This is a genomic window from Roseateles sp. GW823-FHT07B05 (assembly GCF_058794515.1).
This window is the reverse complement of sequence record NZ_JBXAGX010000016.1, coordinates 44,493-58,516: the sequence shown is the minus strand read 5'-3', so window position 1 is coordinate 58,516 and position 14,024 is coordinate 44,493. Positions and strand designations below refer to the sequence as shown.

General features: G+C 70.0%; 10 protein-coding genes. 1 reads left to right on the top strand and 9 read right to left on the bottom strand.

Translation table 11 applies throughout. The features are described 5' to 3' along the window. Nucleotides 1-63: 63 nt before the first annotated feature. From AC1Q7O_RS24065 to AC1Q7O_RS24055, 3 genes are all read right to left on the bottom strand, one after another. Nucleotides 64-2,424 carry a penicillin acylase family protein gene (locus AC1Q7O_RS24065; protein ID WP_492661447.1) on the bottom strand — a complete coding sequence of 787 codons (2,361 nt, stop codon included), beginning with the start codon at nt 2,422-2,424 and terminating at the stop codon, nt 64-66. After that, a complete protein-coding gene (locus AC1Q7O_RS24060) occupies nt 2,424-3,212 on the bottom strand; it encodes an SDR family oxidoreductase (protein WP_492661448.1) in 789 nt (262 codons plus the stop codon). The genes AC1Q7O_RS24065 and AC1Q7O_RS24060 overlap by 1 nt, the downstream gene beginning before the upstream one ends. 72 nt (nt 3,213-3,284) lie before the next feature. After that, nucleotides 3,285-4,358, bottom strand: a complete 1,074-nt coding sequence (locus tag AC1Q7O_RS24055) for an ABC transporter substrate-binding protein (protein WP_492661449.1) — start codon at nt 4,356-4,358, stop codon at nt 3,285-3,287. A 215-nt stretch (nt 4,359-4,573) separates the two neighbouring features. Here AC1Q7O_RS24055 and AC1Q7O_RS24050 point away from each other — a divergent pair, with 215 nt between their 5' ends. Further along, complete coding sequence (locus tag AC1Q7O_RS24050; protein WP_492661450.1) at nt 4,574-6,187, top strand: sensor histidine kinase; 1,614 nt, start codon at nt 4,574-4,576, stop codon at nt 6,185-6,187. A 112-nt stretch (nt 6,188-6,299) separates the two neighbouring features. Here AC1Q7O_RS24050 and AC1Q7O_RS24045 read toward each other — a convergent pair whose 3' ends face one another. The 6 genes from AC1Q7O_RS24045 to AC1Q7O_RS24020 all read right to left on the bottom strand — a co-directional run bounded on the left by AC1Q7O_RS24045 (nt 6,300) and on the right by AC1Q7O_RS24020 (nt 13,854). Beyond that, on the bottom strand, nt 6,300-6,500 hold the full coding sequence (locus AC1Q7O_RS24045) for a hypothetical protein (RefSeq protein ID WP_394513040.1): 201 nt from the start codon (nt 6,498-6,500) through the stop codon (nt 6,300-6,302). A 52-nt stretch (nt 6,501-6,552) separates the two neighbouring features. After that, on the bottom strand, nt 6,553-8,049 hold the full coding sequence (gene gtfA, locus AC1Q7O_RS24040) for a sucrose phosphorylase (protein ID WP_492661451.1): 1,497 nt from the start codon (nt 8,047-8,049) through the stop codon (nt 6,553-6,555). Continuing rightward, nucleotides 8,046-9,350 carry an MFS transporter gene (locus AC1Q7O_RS24035; protein ID WP_492661452.1) on the bottom strand — a complete coding sequence of 435 codons (1,305 nt, stop codon included), beginning with the start codon at nt 9,348-9,350 and terminating at the stop codon, nt 8,046-8,048. Before AC1Q7O_RS24035 ends, gtfA begins: the two co-directional genes overlap by 4 nt. Before the next feature lie 2 nt (nt 9,351-9,352). Then, nucleotides 9,353-10,237: a PfkB family carbohydrate kinase gene (locus AC1Q7O_RS24030; RefSeq protein WP_492661453.1), complete on the bottom strand. Its 885-nt coding sequence runs from the start codon at nt 10,235-10,237 to the stop codon at nt 9,353-9,355. Nucleotides 10,238-10,245: 8 nt separating this feature from the next. Continuing rightward, nucleotides 10,246-12,552, bottom strand: coding sequence for a TonB-dependent receptor (locus tag AC1Q7O_RS24025; protein WP_492661454.1), 2,307 nt, complete (start codon nt 12,550-12,552; stop codon nt 10,246-10,248). 249 nt (nt 12,553-12,801) lie between these two features. Further along, on the bottom strand, nt 12,802-13,854 hold the full coding sequence (locus AC1Q7O_RS24020; protein WP_492661455.1) for a LacI family DNA-binding transcriptional regulator: 1,053 nt from the start codon (nt 13,852-13,854) through the stop codon (nt 12,802-12,804). Nucleotides 13,855-14,024 lie beyond the last annotated feature (170 nt).

Here is a 14,024-nt window from a genome sequence, read left to right as displayed (position 1 = left end):
GCGATTGTGCACAGCGGGGCGTGGCACGGGCATCCTCACCCCGCACGAGTGGTGTCGCCTGGATCAGGGTCGCAGCACGAGGCGGTGCACCGCGTCGCCAGGCAGGAAGGGCAGCGCCTCGCCGGCCAGCCAGGTCGCGTGGTCGCTGCGGTAGAACGGCGACATCGGATGGCCGCTCTGGCCGCCCGGAATGACGAGCAGGCCGCGCTCCTCCTGGCCCGGCGAGACGACCATGCGCTCGCTCTGCCCGTGGCCGTGGTTGTGCACGCGCGGCATGTGGGCGTCGCCGGCCATGCCCTGCGAGGCCTGGTCCAGCCAGCCGGACAGCGCCGGCACCGCCTGGCTCAGCGGGTGGCGCATGCTGGTGGGGTTGTCGGCGCCCCAGGTCGCGGCGGCCAGGCTGCCATGCCTGTCGACCAGTTCCTTGCGGCTGGCCAGCACGGCCTGCTGCAGCAGCTCGGGCCAGCTCTTGTAGGCGCCGGGCAGCGTGTCGGGCCGGGCGGCCTGGATGAGCGCCCAGCCAGGTGTCTCGGGCACCATCTTCAGGTCGCGCAGCTTCAGGCCGCGCGTCTCCATCAGGCCGGCGAGCGGCGCAAAGATCTGCGTCAACGCCTGCTCGCGAAACGCCCGCACCAGCAGATAGCCGACGGCGTCGGGCCGCGCGGCGTCGGCGCTGCGGTCGACTTCGGCCCGGTAGTCCGCCAGCCCGTTGGCGGCAACGAACTCGGGCGTCAGCACCTGGTCCAGCAGCAGTTGCCGCCAGCGCTGCACGAACAGCGCGCGGTGGTCCAGCTGGATGGCATGCAGGCCGGCCTCGTCGATGCGCTGCTGCGCGCGCAGCCCGTCGCGGATCTGCTGCGCGCGGGCGCCCAGGTCCCAGCCGCCGTTGCCCACGGTCTTCATCGCGTCGCCGCCCACCATGCGCGAGTTGGCCGTCCATAGCCGGCCATCGGCGGGGTCGACGATGCGGGGCTGCTCGGCGGCGGGCAGGTAGCCCTGCCAGCGCGAGCGGCCATCGCGCCAGTCCTGCGGGCGGTCCATGTCTTCCACGCCCACGCGGCGCGGGATGGCACCGATGACGGTCCACGCGATGCGGCCGGTGCTGTCGGCCAGCAGCAGGTTCTGGTGCGGAATGCCGGCACCGGCCGCCACGCGCACGGCATCGTCGACGCCGCCGGCGGTCTCCAGCTTCAGCAGATGCAGGTTCATGCCCTCGGGGTCGTGGGCCACCCAGCGCAGCGCGTAGGCCTGGCCCTTGGGGGCCTGCTGCGGCATCACCGGCCCCCACTCGCTCTCCAGCACCTCGTGGTCCACCGCTGGCTGGCCGGCGATCTCGATGCGCTCGACGCTGCGCTTGAGCGGCTTCTCGACGCCGCCCGACAGGTAATGCGTGCCGGCGGCATTGAGCTGCAGCGTGACGACGTCGGCCCAGTCGGACGTCGTGTTCGTGAAGCCCCAGGCGACGCGGCCGTTGCTGCCCACGACCAGCAGCGGCGTGCCGGCCAGCGTGGCGCCGGCGATGTCGTGGCTGCCGGCGGCGTCCTTCCACTGCATGCGTGCCTTGAACCAGGTGCCGGGTGAGCGCAGGCCCAGGTGCATGTCGTCGGCCAGCAGCGCGCGGCCGTCGCGGCCGTGCGCGGCGGCCACGGCGAAGTTGTTGCTGCCGATGTCGCGCGAGTCCTGCAGGCCGCAGTCGCGGCAGGCGGTCTTCACGACGCGCAGCGCGTCCGGCAGCGGGCCGGCGGGCAGCGGCACGGCGCTGACGCGGCTGTCGTCCATGGCGGCCTGCCAGTCGGCGCTGTGCTGGCTCAGGAAGGCGTACCAGTCGGCCGGCACGCTGTCGTGCAGCACGCCCATCGCGATGTCGTCGCGGCCCTGCGCGCCCTGCAGGTCCAGGTACATGCCGTAGGCCACCAGCAGCGTGTCGGCCGCGGCCCAGGGCGCGGGCTGCTGGCGCAGCAGCAGGTACTCGGGCGAGCGGGCGGAAAGGCCGGCCAGCCCCGCGTTCACGCCGCTCACATAGGCGTCCAGCAGCGCGCGCTCGTCGGCCGGCAGTGCGGCCAGTGCGGCCTCGGCGCGGTGGCGGAAGCGGTGCAACCGGCGTGCCTTGTCCAGCGGCAAGGCCTTGGCGCCGACCAGCGCCGACAGCTCGCCGGCGGCATTGCGCCGCATCAGGTCCATCTGGAAGAAGCGCTCCTGCGCATGTGCGAAACCCAGCGCGCGCGCCACGTCGGCGCGGCTCTCGGCCGTCACGGTGACGTAGCCGCGCGCGTCGCGCTGGATCTCGGCCGGCGCCGCCAGCGCGGGCAGCGTGCGGTCGCCATCCAGCTGCGCCAGGCTGCCGCGCAGCGCCAGCCACAGCGCCAGTGCCAGCAGCAGCACGAGCGCCAGCAGGCCGACGAGGATGCGCTTGAGCCACACCATCAGAACGTCCCCGGGTAGCTGCCGCCGTCCAGCAGGATGTTCTGGCCGGTCAGGTAGCCGGCGTGCGTGCTGCACAGCATGGCGCAGATGGCGCCGAACTCGGCCGCGGTGCCGAAGCGCTGCGCGGGAATCGCCGCGCGGCGGCGGGCGGCCAGCTCATCCGCACCGATGCCGGCCTTTGCAGCGCCGGCCTTGAAGCCGCTCTTGAGGCGGTCGGTGTCGAACGCACCGGGCAGCAGGTTGTTGATCGTCACGTTGGCGCCGGCCAGCCGCGGCTGGCGGGCCACGCCGGCGACGAAGCCGGTCAGCCCCGAGCGCGCGCCGTTGGACAGGCCCAGCGTGTCGATGGGCGCCTTCACGGCACCCGACGTGATGTTGACGACGCGGCCAAAGCCGCGCGCGGCCATGCCGTCCACGGTCGCCTTGATGAGCTCGATGGGCGTGAGCATGTTGGCCTCCAGCGCCGCCAGCCACTGCTCGCGGCCCCAGTCGCGGAAGTCCCCGGGCGGCGGGCCGCCGGCGTTGTTGATGAGGATGTCCACCTGCGGGCAGGCGGCCAGCGCGTCGGCGCGGCCCTGCGGCGTGGCGATGTCGCCGATGACGGCCTTGACCTCGACGTCGGGGTTCAGCGCCTTCAGCGCGGCGGCGGTGGCCAGCAGGTCAGCCTCGCCGCGCGCCGTGATGACGACGTTGACGCCCTCGCCCACCAGCGCCTCGGCACAGCCGCGCCCCAAGCCCTTGCTTGCCGCGCAGACCAGCGCCCAGCGGCCTTTCAATCCCAGATCCATCACACGCTCCCCAAAACAAATGCGGCTTGCATCAGCAAGCCGCAACATCATCGCGCGATCGGCCGCGACGGTTCAGCGCTTGAACTTCCCGTCCACGCCGACGATGGACACGTCGGTGTACTCCAGGCCCGTGTGGTCCTTGTCCGTGTAGTGCACCTGCAGGCCGCCGAGGTCCAGCCGGGCGCCGTCCAGCGCCTTGTTGAGACCGTCGCGCGTGATGTCCTTGCCGTTCACGCGCTTGAGCGCCTCGACGACCAGCTTGGCCGCCGCGAAGCCTTCCACCTGTGCCGGCGTCAGCTCGCTGCGGCCGGAGGACTTGGCCAGGCTCAGCGCCTCGCGCACCATCAGGTTGGCGGTGGAGCGCTCGTAGGGGAACAGCTGCGTGACGAGGACGCCGTGCGCGTTCTCGCCCAGCGCCTTCACGAACTCGGCCGACGCGTTGTTGGACAGCGTCGCGACATGGGCCGTGGAGCCCGCCGCGCGCAGCGCGTTGACGCCCTCGACGACGGCATAGCCCGGCCCGATCAGCACGACCGCTTCCATGCCGGCCTTGGCGATGGCCTGCATCGTTGGCGCGAGATCGGGCTTGTTGCGGTCGAAGCGCAGGTGCGACAACGCGCGCATCTTGAGGTCGTCCAGGCCCTTGATGGCGCCCTTGCCGGCGTCGTTGCCGAACGCGTCGTTCACCTGCACGATGGTGAAGCGCTTCACGCCGATGCCGGCCAGGTGCTTGACGGCGCGCTCGGCCTCCTTCTGGTAGCTGGCGCGCAGGTGGTAGACGTAGGGCTGGGCCGGCTCGTGCAGGCTGATGGCGCCGGTGGCAGGCGCGAACAGCGGCAGCTTGTTCTCCTTGAGCACCGGCAGCATGGCCTCCGTGGGGCCGGTGCCGCGGCTGAGCATCAGCCCCAGCACGCCCTGGCTGGCCAGCGACTTGGCCTGCACGACGGCCGTCTTGTCGTCGTACTTGTCGTCCATCGTGACCAGCTCGATGTTCTGGCCCTTGATGCCGCCCGACGCATTGACGGATTCGAAATACAGGCGCGCGCCGTCGGCGCTCTCCTGCACAAGGCCCGCCACCGGGCCGGTGAACCCGGCCACCATGCCGATGCGAAGCACACCCTGCGCATGCACAGGGCCCAACGCCATGCAAGCGGCTACTGCGGCCGCCAGACCAACCCAACGCTTCACTGTTGTTCTCCGTAGCTGCGCCCGTGCGGCGCGCTGGCGGCGGATTTTGAGGCCTCGCCCCGGGGGCGCAGCAGCCCCGACACCCCAGGAAAAACCCGAGCCTCCACGGCCGCTGCCGCGCATTTCGACCGCTTTTGGCCGGCCTACACTCCGGTGCGCCGCGCGCCCCCTCCATGTCGGACCGTCCCGTAACGCCACCACCGCTTGCCCTGCCCGCACCGGCCCCGCGCCCGTTCGGCTGGCAGCGCAATTCGCTGACCTTCGCCGTCGTGCTGGCGCTGCTGCTGGGCCTGCTGCTGCCCACCACGGCCGTGCTGCTGTACGACGTGCAGGCCACGCGCGAGACGGCGATGGAAGACCTGAAGCGCGACCTCGCACGCACCAGCGAGATCATGTCGCTGTCGCTGGCCGAGCCGGTCTGGCAGGTGTCGCCCGACCTGGCCGAACCCATGGTCAAGGCGCAGGTGGACGACCCGCGCTTCGTCGCCGTCAAGGTGGTGGAGCCGGCGACGCCGGGGCCCTTCCTGTCGTTCGAACGCCGGCATGACGCCGACGACGCCGCGCTGACGCTGAGCCAGACGCGCGCCATCCAGCGCGACGGCCGCGAGATCGCCAAGCTCACCATCACGATGACGGCCGCACCGCTGCTGCAGGCCAAGCGCGCCGAGGTCTGGCGCACCGTGTGGCGCAGCGGGCTGACGCTGACGCTGTCGCTGGTGCTGATGCTGTGGGTGCTGCAGCGCTATGTGCTGCGGCCCATGACGGCGCTGACCGGTGCGGCCGAGGCGCTGGCCGCGGGCCGGCTGGAGCAGCCGCTGCAGGTCAGCGGTGCCGACGAGATCGCCCGCGTGGGCGTGGCGATGGAGCGCATGCGCCAGGCGCTGCTGTCGGCCTTCGAGGCGCTGCGCCAGCACAACCTGAATCTGGAAGAGACGGTGGCCGTGCGCACGGCCGAGCTGACCGCCAGCAACGCCGAGCTGTCCGAGGCGCTGGAGACGTTGCAGGCCGCGCAGCGGGAGCTGGTGGAGTCGGAGAAGCTGGCGTCACTGGGCCGGCTGGTGGCCGGTGTGGCCCACGAGCTGAACACGCCGCTGGGCAACGCGCTGACGGTGGTGTCGACGCTGGACGACCGCTACAAGCAGCTGGAGGCCATGCTGGCCGGCGCCGTGCAGCTGCGCCGCAGCACGCTGGAAGAGCTGGCCCGCGACACGCGGCGCGCGCAGGACATCCTGCAGCGCAACGTGCAGAAGGCGGCCGACCTGGTGCGCGACTTCAAGCAGGTGGCCATCGACCAGACCGCTGACCTGCGGCGCGACTTCGACCTCGGCAAGGTCGTCGAAGACGTGATGGTCATGGTGGAACCCAGCTTCAAGAAGACGCCCTACATCATCGACACCCAGCTGTGCCACGGGCTGATGATGAACAGCTACCCCGGTGCGCTGGGCCAGGTGCTGACCAACCTCTTGATGAACGCGCTGCTGCACGGCTTCGAGGGCGCGGAGCACGGCCGCGTGACGGTGCACTGCGCGCGCCTGGGCGATGACGAGGCCGAACTGACCGTCATCGACGACGGCCGCGGCATGGACGAGTCCGTGCGGCGGCGCATCTTCGACCCGTTCTTCACGACCAAGCTGGGCACCGGCGGCTCGGGCCTGGGCATGCACATCGTGCACAGCATCGTCACCAACGTGCTGGGCGGGCAGATCGAGGTGAAGTCAGCGCCCGGCCAGGGCACGCAGATGCTGATGCGATTGCCGCTCAGCGCGCCGCAGCGCGCGAATCCATGACTGCCTCCCGCCCAGCCTTGCCCAGCTGAACGCGGGCAAGACGGGTCGGTCTACCGAGGAGGCGAAGCCGATCGCGGCTTAGAACCGCAATCAGCTTCAGGCGGGCCGGGGATTATTGAGAGGCCGCAGAGGCCGGCGCGGACGCAGCATCAACCGCCGCAGTGACGGCGGCCGATGCCGCTTCAGAGGCAGCCGGCTCGTGCGCCGCCACGTCGTGCTTCTCGCCGCTCAGGTCGATGTTGCCGCCGCTCTTGGTCAGGATGAAAAGCGCCAGCGCGGCAAAGGCGATGAAGCCAACGATCAACTTCCACATGCTTGGGTCTCCAGGTTTGAATGCGGCGCATTCTGGCGGCCCAGGCTGACGCTCAACTGAAGGCGAAGGTCTCCTGCGCGCCACCGGCGCCGCTGTAGCTCAGCTCATGGGCGCGCGTCGCGAAGTCGATGCGCAGCGTGGCCCAGTCGGCATCCTGCTGCCAGCGCAGCTGCAGCACCTCGTCGCCGCTGGGCTCCACGTGGAAGCTGCCGCCGAACGCCGGGTGGCGGTTGCGCAGCCGGATCAGCTCGATGAGGCGGCTCACCACGGGCCGCTCGCAGTCGCGGGCGATCTCGTCCTCGCCGTAGAAATGGCGGTTGATGTCGCGGCCCACCTGCGTGCGGGCCAGCAGGTCCATGTCGTTGTGGCCGGCCAGCAGGCCGACGTAGTAGACCTGCGGCACGCCGGGCAGGAAGAACTGCAGCGCGCGCGCCAGCAGGTAGACCGTCTCGTCGCGGCCCATCGCGTCGAAGAAGGTGCAGTTGACCTGATAGAGGTCCAGGTTGCTGGCCGCGGCACCGGTGGCCTTGCGGCTTTCGCCCTGGCTGGCGTCGTGGATGCGGTCCACGAGCGCATCCAGCTCCTCGGGCGGCACCAGGCCCGGGTGGGCGTTGCGGTCGCTGGCGTCGGCGCCGATGTCGATGATGCCGATGCCGTCGTGCGTGTCCAGCACGGTCAGCGCGTTGGCGGGGCGGATGGCGATCCAGCGCTTGAGCGCCGTGGCGGTGCCGAAGCTGAACGCATGCAGCACCAGCGGCGGCAGCGCGAAGTCGTAGACCCAGTCCACCTTGGACGCAATCTCGATCTGGCGCTGGAAGTAGCTGTGGATCTCGACGAGCACCTCGATGCCCAGCGCCTTCGCCTCGGCAGCGAACTCGCCGATGAAGTCGAAGGTCTCCGGCATCATGAAGCAGCTGTCGCCGGCCTTCTTGATGGCGTAGCCGACGGCGTCCAGCCGCACCATGCGGATGCCGTTGTCGGCAAAGGTGCGCAGGATGCTGGTGAGGTAGGCGCGGCCCTGCGGGTGGTGCACAGCGATGTCGATCTGCGCCGCGGTGAAGGTGGTCCAGAGGATGCGGCGCTCGCCGGACTGAAGCGTCGCGTAGGTCAGCGGCAGGCCGGGGCGCGGCCGGTAGACGCTCAGCAGGCCCTGTTCGCTCGCGCCGTCGGGAAACACGGCATCCAGCGTCAGGAACAGGCCGGCATAGGCCGAAGCATCGCCCTTCTCGGAGTAGTCCAGGAACTGCGGCGACTCGCTGGACATGTGGTTGACGATGACGTCGGCCATCACGTCCAGGCCCTCGGTGAGCGCCTTGATGTCATCCCAACGCCCCAAGCGCGGGTCGACCTGCGTGTGGTCGATGGGATCGAAGCCAGCATCGGCGCCGTCGATGGCGTGGAAGAACGGCAGCAGGTGCACGCCGCCGAAAACGCCCGCCAGCGGTGCGCCGGGCTCGCACAGCAGGCGCTTCAGCCGCACCAGGTCGGCGCCGTCGCGCTGGCCGCCGAGGCGGTCCACGTAGGTGATGAGTTGGACTTGGTTCTTCATGACGATTTCTCCGTGCGCACGCGCAGCACACACACAGCGGCCAGCGCCAGCAGCACGCCGGCGAGGCGGATGACGTTCTCGGGGCGACCGCCCAGCAGGCTGTCGTAGATCAGCGGCAGCGTGACCGCCTGGATCAGCATCGGGATCACGATGAACATGTTGAAGATGCCCATGTAGACCCCGGCCCGCTCGGGCGGGATGCTGCCGGCCAGCAGCACGTACGGGTTGCCCATGATGGAGCCCCAGGCCAGGCCGATCCCCACCATGGGCAGGAACAGCAGCCAGCCCTCGCTGCGGATGCCGGGCAGCACCCACATGCCAGCGGCGGCGGCGAACAGCGCGAACGCATGCACCCATTTCGCACCCAGCCGCTTCGTGAACGGCACCATCGCGAAGGCGGCGACGAAGGCGACCGCGTTGTAGAAGCCGCCCACCTGGCCATTCAGCAGCGCGGCGTCGCGGAAGCCCGCGCTGTGCGGGTCGTCCGTGCCGAAGACGGTCGCGGCCAGCGTGGGCACGATGTAGATCCAGTAGCACATCATTCCGTACCACTGGAACAGCGCCATCCACCACAGCCGTCGCATCGTCGGCGGCATCTCGCGCACGGCGCTCCAGATCTCGGCCAGCGCCGGGCCAAAGCCGCGTGGCAGCGCACGCAACCGGGCCAGCTCCTCGGCCGGCAGCGGCAGCTCGGGCACCTTGCGCACCGACCACCAGACTGTCGTGAACGACAGCAACGCGCCGACGATGAAGGCCAGCGTCGTGACGACCGGGATGCCGTTGGCCCCGAGCGCGTCCTTGTTCATGCCGAAGAACACCAGCAGGCTGGGCGTCAGGTAGGCCAGCGTCTGCGCCAGGCCCGTGAACGAGGCCTGCGTGAGGAAGCCGCTGGCATGCTGCTCGGGCCGCAGCCGGTCGCTGACATAGGCGCGGTAGGGCTCCATCGTCACGTTGTTGGCCGCGTCCAGGATCCACAGCAGGCCGGCCGCGAACCACAGCGCCGGGCTGAACGGCATGGCCAGCAGACCGAGCGAGCACAGCAGCGCGCCGATGAGAAAGTACGGCGTGCGCCGGCCCCAGCGGTGCGTGGTGCGGTCGCTCATCGCGCCGACGAAGGGTTGCACCAGCAGGCCGGTGATGGGGCCGGCCAGCCACAGATAGGGCAGGTCCTTGCCATCGGCACCCAGCATCTGGTAGATCGGGCTCATGTTGGCCTGCTGCAGGCCGAAGCTGAACTGGATACCCAGGAAGCCGACGTTCATGTTCACGATCTGCGTGAACGACAGATGAGGCTTGTGCATGCTCAGCTTTCCATCGGCAGTGCGTGCAGCGCCTCGCGCCACGGCGCCAGCACTGTCGGGTCGGACGGCACCGGGCCGCGGACGCCGCAGATCATGGCCGCGTATCGATTGGCCAGCGCCAGCGTCGCTGCCACGTCGGCGCCTCGCGACAGACCCGCCAGCAGCACCGCCGTGAAACTGTCGCCGGCGCCCACGCTGTCGACGAAGGCAGGCTGGGCCACGCCCTCCCCGCTCGCCAGCAGCCGCCCCTCGTCACCGTACAACGCGTAGCCTGCGGCGCCACGTGTCAGCACCACCCGCTGCAGCGCAAAGCGGGCCATCAGCGCAGGCAGCGTGGGCTCGAACCAGGCCAGCAGCTGGTCGAGCTCGTCCTCGTTGATCTTGACCCAGTCGGCCAGCATCAGCGATTCGGCGGCCAGCTCGGGCGTGTCGGTGCCGGGGCGCAGGTTGAGATCCAGCAGCCGCGGGCCAGCCGCGCGCTTGACGCCGGTGCGGATGGCCGCGCGCGACACCGCATGGCGCTGGGCCAGGCTGCCGAAGTAGACGAGGCCGGCGCCGGCCGCCGGTGGCGCTTCGAGATGGTCCCAAGCTGCATTCGAGTGAATCTCGAAGCGGTGGCCGCCGCCCGCGTCCTCATGCACGCTGACACGGCCGGTGGCATGGGCGGCATCGCGCTGGATGCCATCGACCGCCAGGCCGAAGCGCGCCGCGCTGTCCAGCACCAGCCGGCCGGCAGCGTCATCGGCGCTGATGCGGCTGACGAAGCGCACCGGCGCGCCTAACGCTGCCAGCGAGCGCGCCACGTTGAACGGCGCGCCGCCGGCGACGGCACCGTCGTGGAACTCGTCCACGAGGGCCTCGCCAAGCACAAGGACGAGGTGGGGCATGGCCGCGCTCAGAAGGTGTAGCGCAGGCTGGCCTTGACCGTGCGGCCCGTGTAGGCCCGCGCGGCGCCGCGGCCGTCGTTGCTCTCGGTGTACGCGATCTCGTTGAGCAGGTTGTTCGCCGCAATCGACAGCGTCGCCTTTTCCGTGAGCGCATAGCTGGCGAAGGCGTTGACCACCGTGTAGGCGGGCAGCGTGATCGTCAGCGCACCGCCGGGGCCGTCATCCAGGCTCTTGGTCGTGCCGACGATGCCGACGCCGAAGGTCAGCGCATCATTCAGGTTGACCGTGGGCGTGAGCTGGTAGACCACCTTGGCCTGGCGCTTCGGCGCGCGGCCGTCGGCCTGCTTGGCGCTGGTGTACGTCAGCCCGCCCAGCAGGCTGACGACGCCGAAGCGGGCCGAGCCTTCCAGTTCCAGGCCGTTGCTGCGGTAGCTGTTGGCCTTGGCGACGATGGGTTGGGTCGTCACGTCGACATTGACCTCGTCGGTCTTGGCGTGGAACAGCGTCGCGAACAGGCTCATGCCGTTGCCGCGGATCTTCACGCCCACCTCGGCCTGCTTGACCTTGTTGGTCGGGATGGTCGGGCTCTTGCCGTTGACGAGGTTGGGGTTGTTGAAGAAGGTGATGCGGTCGGCGTTGTAGGCGGCGCCGTCAGAGTAGCGGGCGAAGACGGACAGGTCCTGGCTCAGCGCGTAGTTGCCACCCAGCGAGTAGGACGTGCGACCGAAGTCGTAGTCGATGGCATTGGGCTTGGTGAGGTCGTAGCTGACGCCGGCATTGGACTGGTAGTAGGCGCCGCTGGCCTTCTGGTTGTCGCGGCGCACGCCGATGTCCGCCGACAGCGGGCCGGCCTCGTAGTTCAGCACCAGGTAGGGCGCGTTGGTCGTGTACTTGCTGTCCTGCGTGTTGCTGCAGCAGCCGCCGAAGCCGGGCGAGCCGTTGACGACGCCGGGCACGTTCAGCACGCGGGCGCCCTCACCGCTGGCGGACAGCGAGTACTGGTTGAAGTTCCACGTCAGGTCCAGCTGCTGCACCGAGGTGTAGAGGCCAGCCACGGCATTGAGCTTGGCGCCGCTGCCGACGTCGAAACCGCGGGAGAACTTCAGGTCGTTGGCCATCAGGCCGGCGTTGTCGACCTTGGTGTTGAAGATGACGGCGGTGAACCGGTTGCCCGTGTAGGCCGTGCCCGCATCGGGGCCGGTGGCGATGGTGGTGCCCGCGGGCGCCGCGCTGACGTCGTCGCCCGGGAAGATGCCGATGAAGCGGCCGGAGTTCTTGCTCCACGAGAACTTGTTCTGCAGGCGGAAGCCGCCGCCCGCGTCCAGGTCCATCTCGACTCCGAAGGCGTCGCTCTTGGCGGACAGGCCGTCACGGATGTTGCTGGTGGTGCGGCCGTTGGTGTTGGTCAGCGTGTTGTCCATCGGCCAGGCGACGTCGTAAAACGCGGCGCGGCGCGGGTCCAGGCCGGGCAGCTCCTGGATGCTGCCGTTCACGTACTTGATGGGCGTGGGCATGAAGGTGGGCGTGTGGTCGTCCAGGTGCTTGACGCTGAAGCGCACGAAGCTCTTGCCTTCCAGCTCGAAGGTCACGTTAGCGCGCACCTGGCCGCCGTTCTCGGTACCGTCGGCGCCCTTGCGGCCGCCGTCGCCGACGCGGTAGAAGCCGCCGACGAAGAAGCGCGTCTTGGGCGCGAGGCGGCCGCCGTAGCCGAAGTCCACACGGGTCTGGTCGAAGTCCAGGCCCTTTGTCAGCTGGATGGACCCGCCCTGCTCCAGGCCGGTCTTGGTGATGAAGTTGATGATGCCGCCCGGCGCGCCGGTGGCCAGCAGCGCCGCGGAACCGCCGCGCACCACTTCCAGCCGCTCGAAGCCGGCGTCGGCACGCATCCAGGTGTCGGGCGTGGCGAACGCGATGTCGCCGAACTGCAGCACCGGCAGGCCGTCTTCCTGGAACTGGATGTAGCGCGCGCCGCCGGCCGAGACCGGGATGCCGCGCACGGCGACGTTGGCATTCGACTCGCCACCGCTGGCCTCGGCGCGGATGCCGGGCACGCCGCGCAGCAGGTCCGTCGAGCTGGCCGCGGTGACGGCGCCGACGCTCTCGCTCTCGATCGTCGAGATCGCGACGCTGGAGCGCATCTTGGACTTGGCGGTGGACGCGCCGGTGACGACGACGGCGTCGAGCTTGAGGCCGTCGGCCGTCTCGGTGGCGGCGGCCTGCTGCGCATGCGCCGCGGCGCTCAACAGGGCCAGCGCGATGGCGGCAGACAGGGGCTGGACGGCGGGACGGCGAGAGAGGACGCGAGAGCTGGTCATGGTGTCTCCTGGTTGTCGGTATTCGAGCGCCCTCTGCGGGGCGGACGTCGGTCTGGACCGCCAGCGGCGGTGTCGATCCGTGCCGTCATTCTGCGACCGCCCCCTTCGTTTTGCAATCGATTGCATTTCAGTAGAAACACGGATTGGTCGTTTCAGAAAAGAGTTGCTAGGCACGCAAATGAAATCGATCGTCAATCCACACCACCCGAGGCCGACGATGGCTGCCGCGCCGCGGCTGGCGGCCCGTCGTCAGGCGCCCGGCGCGCTTTCCCGCAGCTTCAGGTAGACCGGCATCGTGCGCGGGCCCGCACGTTCGCCGCGCAGCTGCCCCAGCAAGGCTTCCACCAGTTGTGCACCGGCCTCGGCCACCGGCTGGTGCACCGTCGTCAGCGGTGGATCGCAGTAGGCGGCCAGCGGCATGTCGTCGTAGCCGATCACGGCCACGTCGCCCGGCACGCTGCGGCCGGTGGCGCGCAAGGCCTGGATGGTCAGCAGCGCCAGCACGTCGCTGCAGCAGACGACGGCGTCGAAGCCACGCTCGCGGGCGCAGAAGTCGCGCAGCACGCCGGTGGCCACGCCGGGCTCGAACGGGGCTGGCAGCTCCAGCGCCGGGTCCACGTCCAGCCCGGCCTCGCGCAGCGCCTGCGCATAGCCCTGGCGGCGCAGCCAGACCTCGGGCAGCTGCGCGTCGCCAACGAAGGCGATGCGGCGCCGCCCGAGCTGCAGCAGGTGGCGCGTGGCCAGCGTGCCGCCCAGCACGTTGTCGCCGCCGACGCTGCAGTACAGCTGCTGCGGCATCTCGCCACCCCACACCACCAGCGGCAGCTTGCGGGCGGCCATCTCGTTGAGCTGGTCGTGGTGGCGCCACTGGCCGATGAGGACCACGCCGATGGCCTTGCCGGAGTCGAACCAGTGCGAGGCCAGGTCCAGGTGCTCGGCATCCACGCGCGACAGCAGCATGTCGTAGCCGCGGTCGGTCAGCGCGTCGGCGATGGAGCCGACGATGGACAGGAAGAACGGGTCGGAGATGTGCTGACGCGAACTGGCGTCGTAGGGCACGACGACGGCGACGGTCTTGTTCTCCTGCAGCCGCAGGTTGCGGGCGCCGAAGTTGATCGAGTAGTTCAGCGAGCGGGCCAGGTCGGCCACGCGCTGGCGCGTCTCGGCGTTGACGAGCTCGCTGCCGTTCAGCGCACGCGACACGGTGGACACCGACACGCCGGCCAGCCGGGCGATGTCGACCATCTGCAGTCGCCGCTGTTCGCTGGCGCTGCCATCGGGGGAATCCTTGGACTTGGGCATCGCCGGCATCGTCGCAGGGGCGAGTGCAATCGACAAGCAGCACCTTCCCGGAAAACGAAAAGGCCGGCGGATGCCGGCCTTCGGATTCGTCTGGTCTGCGGGCCCAGCGCCGGGCCGCTCCCAAGCGGGCCCGTCTGGCGATGTGCGAGCGGCTCAACGCCGCTAGCATC